We start from the raw sequence: 22,401 nt of genomic DNA on the forward strand, positions 1-22,401 counted from the left end.
TGCCGCGCTCGCCGTGGGTATTAACGCCCTGCGGTACGAAACTCACGCCGATACAGCGACGGCGTCGTGCTGAATTGCTGTTGAAAATGCCGCCGCATTGACAGCGCCGAACTGAACCCAGCCGCCTGAGCCACCTGTTCAACCGGCTGGTCGGTTTTCTCCAAAAATCGCTGCGCCATCGCCAACCGCTGATTCAGCAGCCAATGGGTAACCGTGGTACCGGTGGTTTGCTGGAAATGCCGGGTAAAGCTGCGCCGGCTCATCAACGCCTTGTCGGCGATCAGGCCGACCGTCAGCGGCTGCTGCAAATTTTCCGTCGCCCAGCTCAGCGCCTGCATAAACCGATCGCCGCCGGCGGTGTTATACACCGGTTGTTCAATAAACTGCGCCTGTCCCCCTTGCCGATGCGGCGGAACCACCAGTTGCCGAGCCACCGTATTGGCCACTTCGGCACCGCATTGCTGGCGCACCAGGTGCAGACAACAATCAATACTGGCGGCAGTGCCTGCCGAGGTAATGATATCGCCATCATCGATATACAACACGTTGTGATCGACCGAGATCGACGGGTAACGCTGCAAAAAGGCGCTCATCCAGTTCCAGTGCGTGGTGGCCGGCCGGCCGTCGAGCAACCCGCTGGCCGCCAGCACAAACGCCCCCATGCACAACCCGACCAGCCGGGCGCCACGCGCATGCGCGCGGTGCAGCGCGGCCACCAGTTCCGCCGACGGCATCAGCGCCGGATCGTTCCAACTGGGGATAATCACCATATCCACCTGCTCTAGCGCCGACAGCGTGCGCTCGGCAATGATCGAAAATCCGGCGTTGGTACGCAACGGTCCCGGTTCCGTAGCGCATACCATCAGCTGATACGCCGGCCTGCCCTGCGCGTCGAGCGCGTGTTCGAACACCGCACAGGGCACGGAAAGGTGAAAGGGAATGATATCGTGAAAAACAACAACACCGACTTTGATGACTGCCATTACCCCACCTGTATAAACCTCGATGCAATTTGGCCTAATAGTATCGTTTTTGGTCACGCCGATAGCTATTGCCGCGATCGGTAAAGCGGCAAAATTGCTCCACACCGCGGGAATCCGTCCCACCGTGCCAAGCCGATAAAGGAATATTTACCATGAAAAAACTGCTCGCTTACAGCGCACTGGCGCTTTCCATGACCGTTGCCAGCCTGACGGCCGAGGCCACACAGGCGCCTACCATCCGCACCATGAGCGGCGCTCAGCCGACCAAAGCCCTGGTGGCTGGCACAACCGCCTTGCTGGTGATTGATTTTCAAAATGAATATTTTAGCGGAAAAATGCCGATCCCGGACGGCCTCAAGGCGCTGGGGAATAGCCAAAAATTGGTGGCATTCGCCCATCGCCACAACATGCCGGTATTCTTTGTGCGCCATATTGGGCCAGCTGATGGGCCGCTGTTTGCCGAAGGCAGTCAATCTGCGCAGTTTCATGCAGATTTGCAGCCGTCAAAAGGTGATGTGGTGATTAGCAAAGCCACCCCAAGTTCGTTTGTCGGCACCGATCTTGATCGACAATTAAAAAGCAAAAACATCAAGACGTTGATCGTCACCGGCCTGATGACCCACATGTGCGTTTCTACCACCGCGCGCGATGCGTTACCGTTGGGCTATCAGGTGATTATTCCCGAGGATGCCACCGCCACTCGCGATCTGGCCACCTGGGACAATCAGGTGGTCGATCATGCCAGCCTGCAACGCGCAGCGCTGGCCGGCGTGGCTGACGTTTTTGCCGAGATAAAAACTACCCAGCAGGTGCTGGCATTACCGGTCGAATAACCCCACCGGCCGCCAATCCACGCAGCGCCCCGCACGGCAATCGGCACAGGCCATTGCCGTGCGTTCATCAGGACACGGGATCGACCGCCACCAACCGGCCCTTATTGTGTAGCCTCAGCGCCGACAGGCATTGCTGCGCGCCGTAAAAAGGCCCAGTCAATCAGCGCTTCGAGCGACGGCCCCAGCGCTTTGCCGATATCGCTCAGCGCATACTCGACGCGCGGCGGCACCTCAGGATAGGCGTGGCGCACCACGATGCCATCCTGTTCGAGTTGCTTTAACTGCTGTATCAGCATTTTCTGGTTTACCCCTTCCACCCGCCGTTCAAGCTCGGAAAAGCGCAATGGCTGCCTGGCGGCAAACAGCTGGCAGATAATGATGATTTTCCACTTGCCCTCCAGCGTCTTCAACGCTTCGCTGGTGGCCGCCGCCCAAAAAAGCCGTTGCTGCGGATCGTCGCAGCGCCAGTCTCGCTCCATACTTACCTCCTGGTGTGTAACACACTTAATTGTCTGTTCTTGTTTTTTTGTAAGCTAATCGATAGCGTAACGCAAGACAAGAGACAATCAGGAGCAGAATATGAATATCGGTATTATTGGCACAGGCAACATTGGCGGGCTGCTGGCTCGCAAGCTCAGCCAGGCCGGGCACCGGGTGTCTGTCGCCAACTCCAGAGGAGTCGCCGGCGTGCGTCAATTCGCCGAGTCAATCGGCGTCACCGCCGCTGACGTCAAGGGGGCGATTAACGGCAGCGAGATGGTGATTCTCGCGGTGCCGCTGCCGGCGCTGGCCGAGATGCCGGCCGAGCTGTTTGCTACGCTGCCGGCGGATGTGCCGGTGGTCGATACCAGCAACTACTATCCAGACCTGCGAGATGTGCATATTCCCGCATTAGATGCCGGCCAGATCGAAAGCCTGTGGGTGGCACAGCAGATTGGCCGTCCGGTGATCAAGGCATTCAACAATATACTGGCCGATTCGCTGGCAGAGCGCGGGCTGCCGCAGGGCGAGCCGGGCCGACTGGCGATTGCCGTTGCCGGCGATGACGCTGCCGCCAAACAACGCGTGATGGAGGTGGTCAATCAGAGCGGTTTTGACCCGGTCGACGGCGGATCGCTGGCCGACTCCTGGCGACAGCAGCCATCCACACCGGCCTATTGCTGCGACTGGGACGCGCCCACCATGCAGCGTGCGCTGGCGGCGGCCAAACCCGGTGAAGCGGTGAACAAGCGCGACAAGTTGCCGGAATATTTTGCTGCGCTGGGCGATACGCCTTCGCATCAGGAGATCGTTGCGCTTAACCGCAAGGTTAACTGGCCAACTGAATAAAAATATCACGCGCAACCTGCCAATGGCGGCTGCCGGCAGGCAGATTTATCGCGGCCTGCCCGCTGCATGATGCCGTTCAGCGCCGCCTGAAGGCGGCCACATCCACCTGCCATTGGCGGAGTTTGTTGTACAGCGCGGTGCGCGAAATACCCAGCAGTTGCGCGGACTGGCGCAGGTTGCCGTTCTGCTCGGCCACCACCTGCAGCACATGCTGGCGTTCACTTTCCTGCAACGAAGGCCGCGCGCCTGATAGCGTTGGCGTCACAGACGCCTGCGCCATATCGTCAGGCAGATCGCGGCAGTCTATCTCCACCCCTTCGCACAGGTTCAGCGTGCGTTCTACCAGGTTTTCCAGCTCGCGCACGTTGCCCGGCCAATGCCAGTCCTGCAAACAGCGCATTGCCGCCGGCGTTACCCGTGGCGGAATGCGTTTTAACCGGGTGCACAGCGCCTGTATGAAGGTATTGACCAGCTCGGGAATATCCTCGCGGCGTGCGCGCAGCGGCGGGATTTCCAGCGAAATCACGTTCAGGCGGTAGTAGAGATCGCGGCGAAATGCCCCTTTGGCGACCGCGCTCAGCAAGTCGCAGTGGGTGGCGGCGATGATGCGCACGTCTACCCTCAACGGATGCGCTGCGCCAATGCGCAGCACCTCGCTCTCCTGCAACACGCGCAGCAGGCTGGTTTGTGCTTCCAGCGGCATTTCGCCAATTTCGTCCAGAAACAGCGTGCCGCCATCGGCCAGTTCGAACTTGCCGGCGGAACCGCCGCGCCTTGACCCGGTAAAGGCGCCGTCGACGTAGCCAAACAGTTCGCTCTGTACCAGATCGCGCGGCAATGCGCCGCAGTTAAGCGCAATAAAGGGTTCTTGCCGACGCGGGCTGGCATTGTGGATCGCCTGAGCAAACAGTTCCTTGCCGGTACCGCTTTCACCGCTCAGCAATATGGTGCTGTCGCTGCGACTGCCGGCGCGCGCCTGCTGGATCACTTGCTGTACGCACTGCGCATTGCCACGAATCATCTCAAAAGTGTAACGGGCGCTCACCCCCATCACCCGGCGGGTAATGGCGCGGATGCGCTGATTCTCACGCAATGAAAGCACCCGCCCGCCGTCCGGCGCCGGCATCAGTGAAATCAGACAGGAAAGCGGCCGCTCGCCGTCGGGCATGAACTGCAACTCGCGGTCATTGCAAAACGGCAACGTCAGCAACGATCCTTGCTGCGGTTGCAACAACGCATCGATCGATCCGCCCTCGGGATCGATACCGCTGAAGATCTGTCGCGCGTAACGGTTGAGGGTTTTGATCCGCCCGTGACGATCGCAGACGATCACCCCTTCATTGAGCGTTTCGAGGATCGATTGCTGTTCGGCCAGCAGGCGCCGCAACATCAGTTGCTGGCCTACCGCCTCCGCCGCGGCCTGCACCGTCCCCAGGGTATGGGCGTTGAAATTGTCCGGCGTCGCCGTCAGGGTGAGCACGCCAATCAGGCTGCCGCCGGCATCGCGTACCGGCGCGGCGGCGCACTGCCGGTTGCGCTTACGCAGATCGAACTTCCAGTTTTCACCGCTCAGCACATACACCAGCCGCTGTTCAATCAGGCAGCGCGCGGTGCAGTTGGTGCCGAGTACCTCCTCGCGCAGGATACTGCCGACCGGCGTCATATCCGCCCCGCAATAATGCAGCGTCACCCCCTGCGCGTCGGTCAGGTTGATATGACCATCCGGATTATAGGCCAGCAGGTTTTCCATAATGCTGCGCGCCACCTGGATCAGATCGGCATTGCGTTCAAGGATCGCCGCCAGCTCGTCAGCGGCTGGCGCGACATAGACAAACGACAGCGGATCGATCGCCCGCTGCTGCGATCGTTGCCAGGACTGCCAGATGCTGTGCCGTATCCAGTGAGAGCTTTCGCCGGCTAAAAAACGCTGCCAGCCCTGCCACAGCAGGCTGTCCCATTCAGCCACTTCTGCGCCGTCCGGCAGGCTGAATATGGGATCACTTTCATCTTTGAACGGTAAACGATCGAGGACTCGCATCTGGCACTCCGGCTTTGTATGGAATGTTCATTTTATTTACATGTAAGATTGGCATGTAAATTTTGTTGCCAGATTGTGATGTATATCTGTGCAGCACCTCACAGATTGCCACGTTTTGAGGTTGGCACCGCCTTTGCAATACCCATGACACCTACGCCGAACGCGCCAAAAGGAAATAAGTGACTATGGGTAAACACAATTTACCGTTGATCTTTTTTATCTGCACCATCGCCTCACTCAGTGGGGTGATCCTCGGTTATGACGCCTCGGTGATCTCCGGGGTGATCGATCCGCTAACGGAACATCTCAATCTTTCCCCCTGGGAAAGCGGATGGGCCGTTTCAAACGTTATTCTGGGTTGCGTGATTGGCGCCTGCTGCGTCGGCTACATTTCCGATCGGATTGGCCGCAAATCAACCTTGATCGTCACCGCGCTGATGTTCGTGATTTCCGCCGTCGGCTCGGCGTTGGCCACCAGCCTGGGCGAATTCGTTCTCTATCGCCTGCTCGGCGGTCTGGCGGTGGGCATGGCGTCGGCCATCACGCCGTTATATATCGCCGAAGTGTCGCCGAAAGACTGGCGTGGCCGCATGCTGGGACTGCAACAGATGCTGATGGTCGGCGGGCAACTGACGGTGTATATCGTCAACTATCTGATTGCCCGCGGCATGTCGCATGCGTGGATAGTCAGCGACGGCTGGCGGTGGATGCTGGCGTCGGGAGTCGTGCCCTGCGTGATGTTCCTGCTGCTGGTGCCGTTTATGCCGGAATCGCCGCGCTGGCTGGCGCTAAGGGGCAAAACCGAACGGGCGCGGCAGGTACTGACCCGGCTGTCCAACGCGCAACATGCCGACCGGCTGCTGGCAGAAATCCTGGCCAGCGCCTCCCCGCATAATGCTCAGGTCGCGCAGCGCGGCCTGCTGCGCGATGCACGTACCCGCTATATCCTGCTGATTGGCTGTGCCATCGCCATTTTGCAGCAGGTTTCCGGCATCAATATCCTGTTGTATTACGCACCGTCACTGCTGCAAAACGTCACCGGCAGTACCCAGGCCTCGTTATTCCAGAGCATCTTCCTGGGGTTGGCGTTGCTGGTGGGCGTCGCTGTCTGCCTCAACGTGGTGGACAGGATCGGCCGTACGCCGCTGCTGCGCTGGGGCGCATTGGGTTGCACCATCAGCCTGATCTTTACCTCCTGGGCCTTTATCGCACATATCGACGGACTGGTGCCGGTGCTCGGGCTGGTGGCCTTCGTGCTGATCTTCGGCCTGTCATGGAGCCTCGGTGCCTGGCTGCTGATCTCCGAGATCTTCCCCAACCGCATCCGCGCCGTGGCGATGGGCTTTGCCTTTTCTTCGATGTATGTGGCGAATTTTATCGTCACCCAGAGTTTCCCGATGATGAACCGCAGCGCGGTGTTGATGGAACACTTCAACGGCGCATTCCCACTGATGCTGTGTGCCGCAGGCAGCCTGATCGCGTTCTGGTTTGTGCGGCGCTTCCTGCCGGAAACCCGTGGCGTGTCGCTCGAACACATCGAACCGCTGATGTTATCCAAATCCCGTCGTTTCGCCCCCGAGGCGCCTCGACCGGTTGACCCCTCTTCCATGCCTGAATGGGCGAACCACAAATAACAAGGAGTGCAGCATGACTATATCTTCACAACCGGTACGCGTTGGCCTGATCGGCGCCGGTCGCATGGGCAGCTTTCACGCAGAAAACCTGGCCTATCGCGTGCCGGGAGCCCGGCTGAGCGCGGTGGCCGATCCGCAGCCAGGCGCCGCCGAAACGCTGGCGCAACGGCTCGGCATTACCAAGGCCTATGGCGATCTGCACGCATTGCTGCACGATCCGGATATCGATGCGGTTGCCATTGCCGCCCCGGCACGCACTCATGCCGAATGGGTGATCGCCGCCGCACAGGCCGGTAAACATGTGTTCTGTGAAAAACCGATGGCGGTCACGCTGGACGAAGCCGATCGCGCGATTGCGGCAGCTAACCAGGCCGGCGTGGTGCTACAGGTGGGCTTTAACCGCCGCTTTGATTCGGGCTTTGCCGCAGCGATTGCGGCGGTCAAGTCCGGTGAAAACGGCACCACGCAGCTGAGTCGCTCGATTACCCGCGACCCGGCGCTGCGCGATCCGGCGCCGATCCCGCAGTGGACTATTTTTCTGGAAACCCTGATCCACGATTTTGATACGCTGCTGCATTTCAACCACGGCGCAAAACCGGTGGAAGTCTACGCGCTGGCTGATGCGCTGGTGCGCCCGGACTTCAAGCAGCAGGGGTTGCTGGATACCTCGGTAGTCACCCTGCGTTTTGACAACGGCGCAATTGCCACCGCCGAGGCCAGTTTCCAGGCTGTCTACGGTTACGACGTACGTGGGGAAGTATTTGGCAGCAAAGGCATGTTGCAGGCTGGCCATATCAATGCCACTCACTGCGTACGCTACCATCAGGGCGGTATCGCCATTGATACTTCGCGGCTGGATTCCGATCTGCTGCGTGACGCCTATGTAGCTGAAATGACGGAATTTGCCCACTGCATCCGCAGCGGTGAAACGCCACGTGCCACCGGCGAAGATGCGCGTAACGCGCTGGAAATCGCGCTGGCCTGCATTGAGTCGGTACGGCAGAACCGCCCGATCGCCCTGGGAGGTCGCTGATGGCCGGCTATCAACTCTCGGTTTGTGCCGAAATGGTGTTTCTCGATCTGCCGTTGGTTGAACGCGTCGAGCGTATTCACGCGCTCGGGTTCGGCGTCGAAATCTGGGGCTGGGCCAATAAGGACATTGACGCCCTGGTCGCCACCGGCGCACGTTTCACCTCCATGACCGGCTACCTGAGCGGCAATCTGACCGACAGCGACGGTATCGCGCAGCTGTTGCAGAGCGCCGAAGCCTCGCTGGCAGTGGCCGAACGGCTAAACTGCCCGACGCTGAATCTGCACGGCAGCGGACTGGACGAGCGGGGTCTGCCGGTGAAGCCGGTGGCGGTGGTCAGTGGGGCGATGTGGCTGCAAGCCGCCGCAACGCTGCGCCGCGTAGCGCAGTTGGGCGAGCGTGCCGGGCGGGTGTTCACGCTGGAGAACCTCAATCTGCCGGTCGACCATCCCGGTACGCCGTTCGCCCTGGCCGCCGATACCCTGGCGTTGGTCGAAGCGGTGAACAGCCCGGCGCTGAAAATGAACCTTGATCTGTATCACGCGCAGATCGGCGAAGGCAATCTGATCGCCCTGATCCGCCGTGCCGGCCCGGCCATCGGTGAGATCCAGGTGGCCGACGTGCCAGGGCGTCAGCAGCCGGGCACCGGCGAGATCAACTATCGCGCCATTGCCCGTACGTTACAGCAGATCGGTTATCAGGGCACTGTGGCAATGGAAGGCTGGGCCAGCGGCGACAGCACCGCCGCACTGCAGCAGTTCCGCGACCACTTCACCCTATAAGCGCCACGCCGCCGGGCAGATGCGCAGCCCGACGGCGTCCTTACCCTATGCGGCTGACGGCGCGCCGCTGCCAGGGCGGATCCTGAACCAGATGGCGTACATCGCAGGCAAGAATACCAGCGTCATGATGGTGCCGCCGAAGGTCCCGCCAATCAGGGTGTAGGCCAGCGTGCCCCAGAACACCGAATGGGTCAGCGGAATAAACGCCAGAATGGCCGCCATCGCCGTCAGCAATACCGGTCTGGCACGCTGCACCGTGGCCTCGACCACCGCGTGGAACGGATCGAGCCCTTGCTTTTCGTTGTGATGGATCTGGCCTATCAGGATCAGGGTGTTGCGCATCAGAATACCCGACAGCGCGATCAGTCCCACCAGCGCATTGATACCAAATGGCTGGTTGAACAACAGCAGCGTTGGCACCACGCCGATCAGCCCCAATGGCGCGGTCAGGAACACCATGATCATCGCCGACATCGAACGAACCTGCAGGATGATGATCAATAGCGTCATGGCAATCATGATCGGGAACAGCGGCAACATCGCCTTGCTGGCCTTGCCCGACTCTTCAATCGATCCCGCCTGTTCGATGCGGTAGCCCTCAGGCAGCGTGTCGATTAACGGTTGTAGCTGCACCGAGATTGCGCTGGAAACGTCCGGCGGTTGTAGCCCTTCGGCAATATCCCCGCGCACCGTGATGGTTGGCGTACGATCGCGGCGTCGCAGCAGCGGATCCTCCATGCGTACCTCGACGCTGCCCACCTGCGACAGCGGAATTCGCTGGCCGGCCGACCCCACCAGCGTAAAGCCGGCGATTTTTGCCGGATCGAGCCGAATCTCACCCGCCGCTCGGCCAACCACCTGCACGGCACGAATGTCCTCGCGCACCGAGGTGATCGGCACGCCGGACAGCAGGAACTGCAACTGCTGCGCCACCGCGTTAGAGCTGAGCCCGACCGACTGCAGGCGATCCTGATCCAGAGAAAAATGCAGCGTCGGCACGCGTGCGCCCCAGTCGGTATTGACGGTGCGCATCATCGGACTGGCCTGCATGATGGCCTGAGCCTGCGCGGCGATCTCACGCAGCATGGCAGGATCCGACCCCATAATCCGGTAGGCCACCGGATAAGGTGAATACGGGCCGAATACCAGCTGTGTCACTCTGACTCGCGCCTCGGGGGCCAAACCGTCCGCCACCGCTTGCCGCAGGCGGAACTTGAGAGCCTCGCGTGCCTCCTGGCTGTCCGTCAGCACCACAATCTTGGCAAACGACGGATCGGGCAGTTCCGGCGCCATCGCCAGATAGAAACGCGGCGCCCCCTGGCCAATATAGGCGGTGACGATCTTCGCTTCACGCTGCTTTCTCAGCCAGGCTTCGACTTTGGCGCTGGTATTGCTGGTCTGCTCAATGGAGCTGCCATACGGCATTTGTACTTCGACCAGCACTTCCGGGCGATCGGAGGTGGGGAAAAACTGCTTCTTGACCAGTCCCATGGCCAATATGGCCAGCACAAAGGCGGCGATAACCGCGCCGGCCACCAGCCATTTGGCAGCGATAATCCGCGTCAGCAGCCGACGAAAACGGTTGTAGTGGCGGGTGTTGTAGATGGCGGCGTGGCCCCCTTCAACCTGCCTGATTGCCGGCAGCAGTTTCACGCCCAGATAGGGGGTAAAGGCCACCGCCACCACCCAGGAGGCAATCAGCGCAATGCCGACAATCCAGAACATATTGCTGGTGTATTCGCCGGCGGTGGACTGCGCGAAACCGTTGGGCATAAAACCGATGGCCGTCACCAGCGTCCCCGACAGCATGGGCGCCGCAGTGTGGCTCCAGGCGTAGGCCGAGGCCTTGACGCGATCAAAGCCCTCTTCCATTTTCACTACCATCATTTCAATGGCGATGATCGCATCGTCCACCAACAGCCCCAGCGCCAGGATCAGTGAGCCGAGGGTAATGCGATCGAAGTTTTTACCGGTGGCGGCCATCACCACAAACACCACCGCCAGCGTCAACGGCACCGCAGCGGCCACCACCACGCCGACTCGCCAACCCATGCTGACGAAACACACCACCATCACCACCAGCAAGGCGACAAAGAACTTCACCATAAACTCGTCGACGGACGAGCTGATGTTCACCGACTGATCGGTGACTTTGCTGAGCGTCATACCCAACGGCATGCCGGCGTTGATGCGGCTGGTTTCCTCGTCCAGCGCCTTGCCCAGATCGAGACCATTCCAGCCTTCGCGCATGACGATGCCCAGCAACAGGGCCTGTTCGCCGTTATTGCGAATGATAAAGGTCGCCGGATCTTCGTAACCGCGTTCAACCTGCGCCACGTCCGACAGTTTCAGCGTTCGCCCCTGCACGACAATCGGCGTCTCGCGGATTTTCTGCAAGCTGTCAAAAGCGCCGTCCAGCCGGATAAACACCTGCGGCCCGTGGGTTTCGATCGAACCTGCAGGGGTGAGTACGTTCTGGCTATTAAGGGCGGTAAAAATGTCCTGCGGCGACACGCCCAGCGTGGCAAGCCGATCGTGGGAGAATGACACGAAGATGCGTTCCGCCTGCTCGCCAATGATATTGACCTTTTTTACCCCCGGCAGGTGCAACAGGCGCTGGCGCAATGACTCGGCGTCGCGCACCAGCAGGCGCTGCGGTTCCCCTTTGGCCTTCAGCGCCAGCAGCGCAAACGTCACATCGGAAAACTCGTCGTTGACCATCGGTCCGATGACGCCGGCGGGCAGGTTGCCAGCCTCGTCGTCCAGCTTCTTGCGCGCCTGATAGAACTGCTCCTGCACCTCGCCCGGTGGCGTGCCGTCAGCCAGCGACACCATGGTGAACGCCAGCCCCGGCCGCGTATAGGTTTCCGTGCGATCGTACCACTTCAATTCCTGCATGCGTTTTTCAAGCGGTTCCGCCACCTGATCCTGCATTTCCTGCGCGGTCGCCCCTGGCCAGGCGGTGATTACCGTCAGTTGCTTGACGGTGAACGGCGGATCTTCCGCCCGTCCCAGTTCGAAGAACGACAGGGTGCCGGCGATGGCGATCAGAAAGATCAAAAACAGCGTGATCGAGCGTTCACGTACCGCCAGCGCCGAAAGGTTAAAGCGTCCGCCGCTCATGGTTGGCTCCCCTGCGCGTTGTTACGCCCTGCTTGCGCCAACCTGACCGGCTCGCCGTCATGCAGCAGATGGGCCCCCAGCGCCACCACCTGCTCGCCAACGGTAAGGTTGCCCGCCACCCGCGCCGCGTCGTCGCTGATACCCAGCACCCGAACCGCGCGCCAGGAGACCTTCGCCGGCGTACCGGCGACGATCCATACCCCTGCACCTTTGCCAGAATCGTACAGCGCGGCAATCGGCACCTGCAGCGTTGGCGCGTCCGCCTTGCCGTTGACGATGTTCAGCGTGACGGTCGCGCCCAGCGGCGCGCTGGCCAGCGTGCCGGCCAGCACATAGCGCGCTTCGAAGGTTCGGGTCAACGGATCGGCGGCATCGGAAAGCAGTCGCAGCTGCGCGGGGACCGCGGCCGCGCGGTCGCCATACAGGCTGGCCATCGCCATACTGCCGATAGCCGGCCGCAGCGTTTCCGGCAGATGAACGATCGCCTCGCGCTGACCCGCCCGCGCCAGCCTGACCACCGGTTGGCCGGCAGAGACCACCTGTCCTGGCTCCGCCAGGGTGTCCATCACCACCCCGTCGGCGTCGGCCAGCAACACCGCGTAGCCGGAAGCGTTAATGGCGACATCCGCCTGTGCTTGTGCTGCGCTGAGCTGCGCCCGTGCGGTTTCAGCCGCGGCCTTGATTTGATCGTAGGCGGAGGCCGACACCGCACCGCTGGCTACCAGGCCACGATAGCGTGCCTCGTCGGCGGCGGTCTGGCGAGCCTGCGCCCTGGCGGCTGCTACCGCCTGTTGCTGCGCCCGGGCTTGCAGCCCCAGATCGGTCGGATCCAGTCGCATCAACGGCTGGCCTTTCTTGACGCTCTGGCCGGCATCGACCAGACGCTCCAGTATTTTGCCGCCGACGCGAAAACCGAGATCGCTCTGAACACGCGCCACCACGGTACCGCTAAAGGCACGCGTGGCGTCAACCGCATCAGCGACTCGCGCCACCCTGACCAACGGTGGCTGATTACGCGGATCGTCGGCCGTCGAAGCCTCACCGCACGCCACCAGGGCAAGCGGCAGCAGGCAGGCGGCGATGCTGACAGCGCTGAGACGAAGCATAGAATACCCTTCTTGATAAACAGTGTAGGGTTCGCATTCTCCGACTAGTGACCAATTATGTCAATGGTCACAAATCCTATCACGGCGATAGGCTGCGCAATATCAGCGAGGACAGCAGTACTGCCGCTTCCCCGGCGGTTTCCAGGTTATATTGCAGCTGTACGGGATTGATGTAAGGACACATCACCAGATAAATGGCGCTGGCGGCTTCGTCGAGCGGCGTTTTGCGCTCAAATTCTCCGGCCTCACGGCCTTCACGCAGGATCTGTTCAATCAGCGTGAGCAGTTGGGCCTGGTGCTGCCTGGCCGAAGGCCATTGATCGCGCGCGGCAACGGCAGCGATGTCATACAGCTTGCGGTCATGGAAAAACAGCTCGCTACCGGCCTCTGCCAGAGTACGGAACAGGCGTCTCAGCTTCTCCGAGGCGCTGGGCGCATCGGCGATCGCCGCCTCCACCACGGTCATGATGGTGGTCAGTCGGATAGCGCAGATTACCTCGCCAATCGCCTGCTTGGACTCAAAAAACTTATAGATATACGCCTTGGAAAAACCAATGGATTTTGCCAGATCGGAGACGGTGGTTTTTTCATAGCCGTAGTGGCCGAAATACGCCGTAGCGGCTTCCACGATCTGATCGCGTACGCTGTGATCGGAAGGACCACGGGTAGCAAGTGCGTTCATTTTTTTATTCATGGCTATAGCTTAACGCGGCGTGTTTCGATTGACAACGAGTGACCAATGTGTAACTTGGTCACAATCAATTGAGGTTTCCTGTTGGCGGCCTGGCCGTGTCGCGGGGGAATTTACCGTGGCGCCCCGCTTGGCAACCTGTTGTTCAATGGCGCATCTAACCGGGGTCACATGAAAAAAATCGGTATTCTTGGCGTAGATGAACTGACCGCACAGCTGGTGCGTCAGCTATTTCTGGCGGCACCCGACGCGCAGGTTTTCCTCTCCCCCGGCCAGCCTGAGCGGATTAACGCGCTGGCGATGGATTTTCCCTGCTGGACCATGGCGGATAATCAGGCCGTTATTGATGAAGCAGAGCTGCTTCTGGTCAGTTGGCCGCTGTACGCCTTGCCCGAGCTGGCGAGCCAAATTCGGTTACGTCCTGCGCAAATGCTTATTTACCTGACGGCTGGCCTGCCTGCCGCGGTGCTGAGACAGATATTCAGGCACGACCATTGCGTCATCATGTCACAGGCAACGCCGCTTGCCCCCCGACGGCCTGACGCACTTGCCATCGCCCCCGGCACGCCGATCCAGCAAATTTTTGCACTGTTGAACGAGATGCCCATGCTGATCGGCGGCGTTGATACGATAGAAATCAGCTGGCAGGCCACGCCATAAACCAGCGCACGCCTGCGAGCATCCCGGCTTGCCGCCATCAATGCGCGACGGCATCCGTCGAGGCATTGATGACGATTAACCGTCGGTTGAACGGCTCAGCGTTTCCCAGTCATCGATTTCGGTCGCATAGCTTTGCAGCTTTTCGCGCACCAGGCTGAGTGCATCGCTGCCCAATAGCAGGTGTACCGGCGGCGCATCGCTGTCGATGATGGCCAGTATCGCCTGTGCTGCCTTGGCCGGATCGCCAAGCTGCCTGCCGTTTTTTTGCTGTCGCGCCTGGCGGATCGGATCAAACAGCGCGTCATAATCCGCAATGATCCGAGGCGATCTGACCATCGATCTGCCCGCCCAATCGGTGCGGAAAGAGCCAGGGGCTACGGCAGTTACCGCGATGCCAAACGGCTTGAGCTCTTTGCTCAGCGTCTCGGAAATACCTTCCAGTGCAAACTTGCTGCCGCAGTAATAACTGATGCCCGGCAGGGTAATAAATCCCCCCATCGAGGTGATGTTGATAATCTGTCCACGACGACGCTGGCGCAGATAAGGCAACAACGCCTTGATCATCGCCACCGCACCGAACACGTTGACGTCGAACTGCCGCTTCAGTTCGTCCAGCGCTGATTCCTCCATCACCCCTTCGTGGCCATAACCGGCATTATTCACTAATACATCAATCGGGCCGATGTCGGCTTCTACCTCGGCGACGACCCGCTCGACTGACGCAAAGTCGGTCACGTCCAGTACTCGCGCCAGCGCCTTGCCAGCACCAAGCGCTTCAAACGCCGCCACTGCCGACGCACTGCGCACCGTGCCGATGACCCGGTGACCGCTGCTCAACGCGGCCTGTGCCAGGGCGCGCCCAAAACCGCTACTGACGCCGGTGATAAAAATCGTTTTGGCTAAAGACATAAAAAAACTCCCGTTGGTTAAGAGGCATGTGCATACTATTCTCTCAATTGGCGTTTTTTTAGCCCGATTCTGCTTTAGTTATTGCCTATTTCTATCGAACGGTAAGGATTATGAACCACAGATCGACAACGTTGCCTGCCCAGACTGACGATCGACAACGCATGGTGGATCTGCTGCTGTCGCTGGCGCCGCAGGAAGGTTATAACCTCACGCCACTGCCCGATGTGCGTTTCCTGCGTTCCAATCGGCCACTGGCAAGCACGCCGGTGCTGTACGATCCGGGTATCGTCATCGTCTGTCAGGGCAGCAAAAGAGGCTATTTTGGCGGGCAAACCTACTGCTACGACCAGCAGCATTATCTTGCCGTTTCGGTGCCGGTACCCTTTGTGATGGAAACCGACGCGTCGCCGGCACGGCCATTACTGGCCATTTACCTGCATCTGGATTTTCAGCTCGCGGCCGACCTGATGCTGCAAATTGACAGACAGGGCGCGCCCTCCTGCGCAGTTAACCCCGCCAGCATGATGTCCAGCCCGATGGATGCGGCAATGCGCGGCTCGCTGCTGCGTTTTCTCGAGGCCATGAGCGCCCCGCTTGACGCGGCAATACTCGGCCCAGCGCTGCTCCGCGAGCTGTATTTTCGCATTCTCACCGGCGCGCAGGGCAACGCCATGCGTTCGGCGCTGGCGATGCGTGGGCAATTCGGCAAAATTGCCAAAGCGTTACGCCGTATTCATGCCACCTATGCGCACCCGATTACCCTGCCGCAACTGGCCGCCGAGGCAGCAATGAGCGTCCCCACCTTTCACCGCCATTTTAAGGCAATTACCCATATCGCCCCGATGCAATACCTGAAGTCGATACGCCTGCATCAGGCGCGGCTGCTGATGGTGCGGCAAGGGGTAAGCGCTTCGGTCGCCAGCCAGGCGGTAGGCTATGAAAGCCCCTCGCAATTTAATCGTGAATTCAAGCGGTTATTTGGCCTTCCACCGGCAGAAGAGAGCAGACGTATGCGGGAGAACTTCGCCATTCCGCCGGCGCATGCGGCGGCAGAGTTTGTTTCTTCACACTAGGCAAAGCGGTATCTGTGGCAAGCGGCGAGGAAACAATGCGGGTTGTTTATCTTTGGCATGGCGATACGCCAAGTGCTGCAGCGCCTGGCAAGGATGCCTGGCTGCGGTGACAGAGCGAAATGTCAGCCCTGACGGGCGAGATAGAATTCCCTGGTGTTGTCGCTAATGGTATTACGATGTACGCCGCTGTGGCTGTGCGTAGCATCATTTTATGGCTTTTATTATGACGAGGTGCTTTGACACTCAAGAAGCACTTCAGTATGTTTAACAAACTAGCTTATAAAACATGCTGGCGTCAACGTAAAAGTGAACACAATGATGCTATTTATGTAAACTTGGTTAATGCGTAGTGCGATACCGGGTCTGAAGTCCGCTTGACGACGCCGCCATGCCGCCCACCAGAAGACGATGGCCTTGACATTAAAATTATTCATATTCAAATAATTATAAATGATTTCATTCTCTCATTGGCGAGCAACCAAACCTCATTTATAGTGAAATACGCTGTACATATAAGGGGGGCTAATGAACGTTAGTAATGCTCAGCGCAAAACAAATATCATTAAGAATCTTGAATATTTACTGCGTAGTCGTGGGGAAACCAAAGCCTCTTTTGCCCATCGCGCCGGCGTCACCCGGACTGCGCTGTATAAAATCCTTGAAGGCAGAGTCAACAACGTTCAGCAATCCACCGTCAGCCGGATTTCTGATTTTTTTGGCGTCTCCTGTGAAGAAATTGAAAACTACGATCTCGAACAAATCGAACGTATCAACGAGACGTTATCGCTCGAAGGCAATAGGAATCCCAGCGCCGTGCCGGTGATACCACAGCAGCAATTTCTGGCGGCGTATGAACAACGCGTGGGGCAACTGGCAACCCGCTTTCCGTTGACCTATTACTTTGGCGAAGATTCAAATTTGGTGGCACTGCTGGTGCAACAGCCGATAGGGAATCTGTTCAGCGAAGGTGACGTGCTGATTATCAAGCGTTATTCATCCAGCGCGGAAAACCCACTGCGACTCTACCACTCTGCCCAGCAGGGTTTTTTCGTCAAAGAAAAGGAAGACACCGTGTTTACTCCGCATCGACTCAAGCGTGAAGAACAGCTTATCGGTTCCATCATCGAGGAGAGGTTCTGAATGGACAGCAACAAGAAATACAAGCTGCTGGGCTTTAATCGCAGCGGCAGCATTTCTGCCAATATCATGATCCTCGCCACCGGCAAACGTATTTCGATGGGGCTCAAAGAGCTGGATGACAGCACCATTTCCGATGACTTCAGCCGCAGCGAACTCAAGGCGCTTTACCGCCGTCTGTATGACGGCAGCAACAATCTCACCACCGCCTACGATCTTGGCGACCGGCACGAACGTTCCTGGTACGCCTATCTGATCATTACCGTGGCGCTGAGCGTGATTTATATCTTTTCAACCCTGTGCGGCGTCAAACCGATTCAGATCCCGCTGTTGGATATGATTGTTCCGCCCGCCATTTTCGTTTATCCGCTGACCTTCATCCTGGTTGATATTCTTAACGAATTTTATGGGCTGCGTCTGGCCAGGCGCACCATTATCATTTCATTTATCGCCAACCTGATTTTCGTGCTGGGCGTCTGGGCGACAACGCTGGTGCCGAGCATCCCACAGTGGGAGTTCAGCACCACTTACAACGGTATCGTCCATAGCATCATGGCGGTGCTGCTTGCGTCGTCGGCCGCCTACCTGCTCTCGGAGAATGTAAACGCCTATTTACTTTGTAAAATCAAAGAGCTGACCAACTCACGCTATCTGTTTGTCCGCGTGATTACCAGCACCGTGGTGGCCTCGGCCATCGACAGCGTGGTGTTTTGCACCCTGGCTTTTTATAACGTATTGAGCTGGGACATTATCCAGACCATGATCCTGTCGCAGTTCCTGATCAAAGTCGTGTACGCCTTGCTCGGCGTGGGGCCGATTTACGCGACTCGCCGCCTGTTCAACCGCTGCATTAACGTCGGCCATGCCAAAGGCAACGAATATGCATATAAAACCGCAAGATAAAATCACCCACCTGGGAACCCATTCTGCCTACCCGGATCGCTACGACCCATCGTTGCTGGAAGCCTTGCCGCGCGCACGCGGCAGGGATTTGGTTGGCCTCGACGCCAATGCCTTGCCGTTCAGCGGCGTGGATATCTGGACCGCGTTCGAGCTTTCCTGGCTCAACGCCAAGGGCAAGCCGGTGGTTGGCATCGGCGAGTTCGCCATTCCGTTTTCATCCACCAATCTGATCGAATCCAAATCGTTCAAACTGTACCTGAACAGCTTTAACCAGACGCGCTTTGCCAGCGCTGATGACGTACTGGCCGCGCTGGAACACGATCTGTCAGCCGCCGCAGACGGCCAGGTCGGCGTCAAGCTGTTCCCGGGTCTGGCAGGATATAGCCACCAGATTGACACCCTGCCGGGTGACAACATTGACGATCTGGACATCGAAGTGACCGACTTCGCCTTTGATCCTCAATATCTTGAGCACGCGGTATCGGCGCAGGCGGAATACGTCAGTGAAACGCTGTCGTCCAACCTGCTCAAATCCAACTGTCTGGTCACCCACCAGCCGGATTGGGGCAGCGTGGTAATCCGCTATGCCGGACGCAAAATCGATCGCGAAGCGCTGCTGCGCTATCTGATTTCCTTCCGCCAACATAACGAGTTCCACGAGCAGTGCGTCGAACGCATCTTCAACGACATCACGCGCTACTGCCAACCGGAAAAACTCAGCGTTTTCGCCCGTTATACCCGCCGTGGCGGCTTGGATATCAACCCCTTCCGCAGCAATTTCGAAGCGGCACCGACGCTCGGCCGACTGGTGCGCCAGTAAGTCTACCGATGCCCTGCCGCCACCAGGCGCAGGGCATTTCCTGCTACCGTCATCCTGCTGTTATCTTTGGCAACTATCCTGTTTGCTTCTATCTTGATAACTGACCCCCAAGAGTTTGATGCGCATGCCCAGACTTTCACGCAGGACGCTGTTACACGCCGCCGCCATTGGTTCGGCCTATTCCCTGTTACCTGCCTCAATCCGCAAAGCGCTGGCCATCCCTGCCCATAACCGCACCGGCAGCATCCGGGACGTCGAACACGTGGTGATCCTGATGCAGGAAAATCGCGCCTTTGATCATTATTTTGGCACGCTGGCCGGCGTGCGCGGGTTCGGCGATCGCTTCACCGTGCCACAGCCGCAAGGGCGCAGCGTATGGCAACAGCAGGGACTGGAGCGGCCGGTGCTGCCCTATCACCTGGACAGTCGACACGGCAATGCACAGCGCGTCAGCGGCACACCGCACTCGTGGCTGGACGCCCAGTCTGCCTGGGACAATGGCCGTATGCGCGCCTGGCCAAGCTACAAAACGCCGACCTCGATGGGCTACTACCGTCAGCAAGAGCTGCCGTTCCAGTTTGCCCTGGCCAATGCCTTTACCCTGTGTGACGCCTATCATTGCTCACTGCATGGCGGCACCAATCCCAATCGTCTGTTCCTGTGGAGCGGAACCAACGGCCCAGCCGCCAACCTCGCGGTGGTGGTAAATGAATGGGATTACACCGGTTCGGCGGATAAGGGCTACGCCTGGAAAACCTATCCCGAACGCCTGGAAGCCAGCGGCGTCAGTTGGAAGGTCTACCAGTATTTGCCGGACAATTTCGGCGACAATCCGCTGGCCGGTTTTCGCCAATACCGCGCCGCCAGCATCAAGGTCGGCAACCCGGCCTATCCGCCAAAAGATTTCACCGCCTATGTGCCGTTCCACGACGCCTTGAACGCCATCGATCCGCTATACAAGGGCAATGGCTACACGCTGCCCGCCGCCAGTGCCAACGATCTGGAGGCGATGCTGGCCGGGTTCCGCGCCGATGTGCAACGCGGCGCCCTGCCGCAGGTGAGCTGGATTATCGCACCGGCCGCCTATTCCGAGCATCCCGATCCTTCCAGCCCGGTACAAGGCGGCTGGTTTACCCAGGAAATTCTCAATGCGCTGACCGATAACCCCGAGGTGTGGAGCAAAACCGTGCTGTTGGTCAACTACGACGAAAATGACGGTTTCTTTGATCATATGCCGCCGCCGGCGGCGCCGTCGCTACGCAGCGACGGCAGTTTTGCCGGCAAATCCACCGTGCCGTTCGAAACGGAAATTTTCCAGCATATCGCCCCGCCGGGCAGCGAGGAGCAACCGCCGCCAGATGGCGGCATTTACGGCCCGGGACCGCGCGTGCCGATGCTGGTACTCTCGCCGTGGAGCCGCGGTGGCTGGGTGAACTCGCAGGTGTTTGATCACACCTCGGTACTGCAATTCCTGGAAAAGCGTTTTCAGGTACGCGAGCCCAACATCAGCGACTGGCGTCGTACGGTCTGCGGCGATCTGACATCGGCATTCAATTTCGTTGACCCGAATGCGGAAACGCTGCCGCCGCTGCACACCACTACCCGTCACGCCGCCGACCGCCTGCGCCAGCGGCAGGAACGGTTGCCGGCGGTGGCGCTGCCAGCGCTCGCCCAGCAGCGGCCCCCCCGGCAACAGCGGCTGGCGCGCCCTTCGCGCGCATTGCCCTACCGCTTGCAGGTACAGGCCGCAGCGTATCCGCAGCAGCAGTTATTCACCCTCAATATGCTTAATCACGGCGCGCAGGGCGCAGTGCTGCAGGTGTATGACCTGTTGCAGCTGGATGAAATCCCCCGCCGTTACACCATCGAAGCAGGCAAAGCCTTGAGTGACAACTGGTCTGGCGCCGGGGAATACCATTTGTGGTTGCTGGGGCCGAACGGTTTTCATCGCACCCTGCGCGGTAACCTGCAGCAGCTCCAGCCGGAGGTCCAGTTGGAAGCACAGCACGACGGCCTGCTGTTGACGGTGAGCAACCCTGTCGAACAACCGCTGACCGTCACACTGGCCCGCTGTCCTTACAGCGGTGCCGATCCGCAACCGTTGCTGATTCCGGCAAAAGGTCAACGACAGCACAGCGTTGCCATCACCGCCAGCGGTGGTTGGTATGACATTACGCTCACCGGGGAAAACCACTGGCAGCGACGCCTTGCCGGGCGCTGGGAGAGCGGACTGCACAGCATCAGCGATCCACTGATGGGTGACGCATAGCGTCGCGTTGTCTGGCAACAGCATGCCTGATATCCACGGTGCGAGCAGGCTGTTTTCAGTATCATGGCGATTACTTGTTGCCTAGCTAAACCGGTTCGTCTAATTTAGCTAACCATCTTTGATGCTGAAAACAGGGAGTGAATATGGGTCATCGCGTATGGGTGCTGGGGGATGCGGTTGTCGATCTGGTGCCGGAAACTACCAACAGTTACCTCAAATGCCCAGGCGGCGCACCGGCCAACGTGGCGGTTGGCGTCGCGCGCCTGGGTGGCAGCAGCGGGTTTATCGGTCGGGTGGGGAACGACAGCTTCGGCGACTTCCTGCGCCAGGTGCTGCAGGATGAAGGGGTCGATACCCGACATATGGCCGCCGACCCGCATTACCACACCTCCACCGTGGTGGTCGATCTGGCGAACGACGGCGAGCGCTCCTTCACCTTCATGGTCACGCCAAGCGCCGACCTGTTTCTACAACCGTCTGATTTACCGCAATTTAAATCCGGAGAGTGGCTGCACGTCTGTTCGATCGCCCTGTCACGGGAACCGAGCCGCAGCACCACTTTCGGCGCCATGGAGCGCATTAGAGCCGCCGGTGGCTGGGTCAGTTTTGATCCGAATATCCGCGAGGACGTCTGGACGCAGCCCGAGGCGTTACGCCCTTGCCTGGCGCGCGCGCTGTCGCTGGCCGACATGGTCAAGATCTCGCTCGACGAGCTGCGTTTCATCAGTCTGGTTGACGATCTGGACAGCGCCATCGCCTGGATGATGAGCCAGTTCCCGCTAAAATTGCTGTTGGTAACCCTGGGTGCCGATGGGGTATGCATGCATGACGGTAGCGGCATTCGCCATTTCCGCGCTACGCCGATCGCGCCAATCGATACCACCGGCGCGGGCGATGCCTTTGTTGCCGGCCTGTTGGCCGCGCTGTCGGCGCTGGGCCGCCTGCCTGCACCAGCAGAATGGCCGGCGGTTATCGCCCAGGCCCAGGCGTGTGGCGCACTGGCGACCACAGCCAAGGGCGCAATGACCGCGCTGCCGCGCACTGCGCAGTTGGCGGCCTTTCTGCAACAACACGCCTGATA

18 protein-coding genes and 1 pseudogene are annotated in these 22,401 nt (G+C 59.4%); 12 read left to right on the forward strand and 7 right to left on the reverse strand.

Annotated elements, in window-relative coordinates; all coding sequences use genetic code 11:
* Positions 1–20: 20 nt before the first annotated feature.
* Positions 21–983, reverse strand: a complete 963-nt coding sequence (locus tag AC2AXP_RS11105; RefSeq protein ID WP_050763106.1) for a GlxA family transcriptional regulator — start codon at positions 981–983, stop codon at positions 21–23.
* A 152-nt stretch (positions 984–1,135) separates the two neighbouring features.
* Here AC2AXP_RS11105 and AC2AXP_RS11110 point away from each other — a divergent pair, with 152 nt between their 5' ends.
* Positions 1,136–1,816, forward strand: a complete 681-nt coding sequence (locus tag AC2AXP_RS11110; protein ID WP_004958449.1) for a cysteine hydrolase family protein — start codon at positions 1,136–1,138, stop codon at positions 1,814–1,816.
* 101 nt (positions 1,817–1,917) lie between these two features.
* On the opposite strand, the gene AC2AXP_RS11115 is transcribed toward AC2AXP_RS11110, so the two are convergent.
* Positions 1,918–2,295 carry a winged helix-turn-helix transcriptional regulator gene (locus tag AC2AXP_RS11115; RefSeq protein WP_449145389.1) on the reverse strand — a complete coding sequence of 126 codons (378 nt, stop codon included), beginning with the start codon at positions 2,293–2,295 and terminating at the stop codon, positions 1,918–1,920.
* Between the two features lie 94 nt (positions 2,296–2,389).
* On the opposite strand from AC2AXP_RS11115, the pseudogene AC2AXP_RS11120 reads away from it, so the two are divergent.
* Positions 2,390–3,145 (forward strand): annotated as a pseudogene (locus tag AC2AXP_RS11120) (NADPH-dependent F420 reductase); the annotation flags it as partial.
* Between the two features lie 76 nt (positions 3,146–3,221).
* Here AC2AXP_RS11120 and AC2AXP_RS11125 read toward each other — a convergent pair.
* Positions 3,222–5,183 carry a sigma-54-dependent Fis family transcriptional regulator gene (locus tag AC2AXP_RS11125; protein WP_484381682.1) on the reverse strand — a complete coding sequence of 654 codons (1,962 nt, stop codon included), beginning with the start codon at positions 5,181–5,183 and terminating at the stop codon, positions 3,222–3,224.
* 185 nt (positions 5,184–5,368) lie between these two features.
* Between AC2AXP_RS11125 and AC2AXP_RS11130 the strand changes: the two genes are divergently transcribed.
* Genes AC2AXP_RS11130 through AC2AXP_RS11140 form a run of 3 tightly spaced genes read left to right on the forward strand, consistent with a single transcriptional unit; the run spans position 5,369 to position 8,629 of the window.
* Complete coding sequence (locus AC2AXP_RS11130; protein ID WP_004958437.1) at positions 5,369–6,817, forward strand: sugar porter family MFS transporter; 1,449 nt, start codon at positions 5,369–5,371, stop codon at positions 6,815–6,817.
* 13 nt (positions 6,818–6,830) lie between these two features.
* A complete protein-coding gene (locus AC2AXP_RS11135; protein ID WP_039991713.1) occupies positions 6,831–7,850 on the forward strand; it encodes a Gfo/Idh/MocA family oxidoreductase in 1,020 nt (339 codons plus the stop codon).
* A complete protein-coding gene (locus tag AC2AXP_RS11140) occupies positions 7,850–8,629 on the forward strand; it encodes a TIM barrel protein (RefSeq protein ID WP_273869163.1) in 780 nt (259 codons plus the stop codon). The genes AC2AXP_RS11135 and AC2AXP_RS11140 overlap by 1 nt, the downstream gene beginning before the upstream one ends.
* Positions 8,630–8,674: 45 nt before the next feature.
* Here AC2AXP_RS11140 and AC2AXP_RS11145 read toward each other — a convergent pair whose 3' ends face one another.
* The 3 genes from AC2AXP_RS11145 to AC2AXP_RS11155 all read right to left on the reverse strand — a co-directional run bounded on the left by AC2AXP_RS11145 (position 8,675) and on the right by AC2AXP_RS11155 (position 13,552).
* Complete coding sequence (locus tag AC2AXP_RS11145) at positions 8,675–11,752, reverse strand: efflux RND transporter permease subunit (RefSeq protein WP_273869165.1); 3,078 nt, start codon at positions 11,750–11,752, stop codon at positions 8,675–8,677.
* Positions 11,749–12,858, reverse strand: a complete 1,110-nt coding sequence (locus tag AC2AXP_RS11150; RefSeq protein WP_004958426.1) for an efflux RND transporter periplasmic adaptor subunit — start codon at positions 12,856–12,858, stop codon at positions 11,749–11,751. Before AC2AXP_RS11150 ends, AC2AXP_RS11145 begins: the two co-directional genes overlap by 4 nt.
* Positions 12,859–12,937: 79 nt before the next feature.
* A complete protein-coding gene (locus AC2AXP_RS11155; RefSeq protein WP_102991040.1) occupies positions 12,938–13,552 on the reverse strand; it encodes a TetR/AcrR family transcriptional regulator in 615 nt (204 codons plus the stop codon).
* Positions 13,553–13,720: 168 nt separating this feature from the next.
* Here AC2AXP_RS11155 and AC2AXP_RS11160 point away from each other — a divergent pair, with 168 nt between their 5' ends.
* Positions 13,721–14,209: an NAD(P)-binding domain-containing protein gene (locus tag AC2AXP_RS11160; RefSeq protein ID WP_004958420.1), complete on the forward strand. Its 489-nt coding sequence runs from the start codon at positions 13,721–13,723 to the stop codon at positions 14,207–14,209.
* Between the two features lie 75 nt (positions 14,210–14,284).
* Here the strand turns inward: AC2AXP_RS11160 and AC2AXP_RS11165 are convergent, their stop codons facing one another.
* Positions 14,285–15,118 carry an oxidoreductase gene (locus AC2AXP_RS11165; protein ID WP_004958418.1) on the reverse strand — a complete coding sequence of 278 codons (834 nt, stop codon included), beginning with the start codon at positions 15,116–15,118 and terminating at the stop codon, positions 14,285–14,287.
* A gap of 161 nt (positions 15,119–15,279) precedes the next feature.
* On the opposite strand from AC2AXP_RS11165, the gene AC2AXP_RS11170 reads away from it, so the two are divergent.
* The 6 genes from AC2AXP_RS11170 (at position 15,280) to AC2AXP_RS11195 (ending at position 22,399) form a co-directional block, all read left to right on the forward strand.
* Complete coding sequence (locus AC2AXP_RS11170; protein ID WP_198773823.1) at positions 15,280–16,191, forward strand: AraC family transcriptional regulator; 912 nt, start codon at positions 15,280–15,282, stop codon at positions 16,189–16,191.
* A 525-nt stretch (positions 16,192–16,716) separates the two neighbouring features.
* Positions 16,717–17,331 (forward strand): helix-turn-helix domain-containing protein, encoded by a 615-nt coding sequence (locus AC2AXP_RS11175; protein WP_004958412.1) that lies wholly within the window; start codon positions 16,717–16,719, stop codon positions 17,329–17,331.
* Positions 17,332–18,231 carry a queuosine precursor transporter gene (locus AC2AXP_RS11180; RefSeq protein WP_484381683.1) on the forward strand — a complete coding sequence of 300 codons (900 nt, stop codon included), beginning with the start codon at positions 17,332–17,334 and terminating at the stop codon, positions 18,229–18,231. It abuts the gene before it with no gap.
* Entirely contained in the window at positions 18,209–19,051 is an 843-nt protein-coding gene (gene queF / locus AC2AXP_RS11185) for an NADPH-dependent 7-cyano-7-deazaguanine reductase QueF (RefSeq protein WP_004958408.1), read from the forward strand. The genes AC2AXP_RS11180 and queF overlap by 23 nt, the downstream gene beginning before the upstream one ends.
* Positions 19,052–19,175: 124 nt before the next feature.
* Positions 19,176–21,320, forward strand: a complete 2,145-nt coding sequence (locus AC2AXP_RS11190) for a phosphocholine-specific phospholipase C (RefSeq protein WP_484381684.1) — start codon at positions 19,176–19,178, stop codon at positions 21,318–21,320.
* Positions 21,321–21,463: 143 nt separating this feature from the next.
* Positions 21,464–22,399: an aminoimidazole riboside kinase gene (locus AC2AXP_RS11195; RefSeq protein WP_484381685.1), complete on the forward strand. Its 936-nt coding sequence runs from the start codon at positions 21,464–21,466 to the stop codon at positions 22,397–22,399.
* Positions 22,400–22,401 lie beyond the last annotated feature (2 nt).

The organism is Serratia sp. Sp408 (assembly GCF_057180665.1).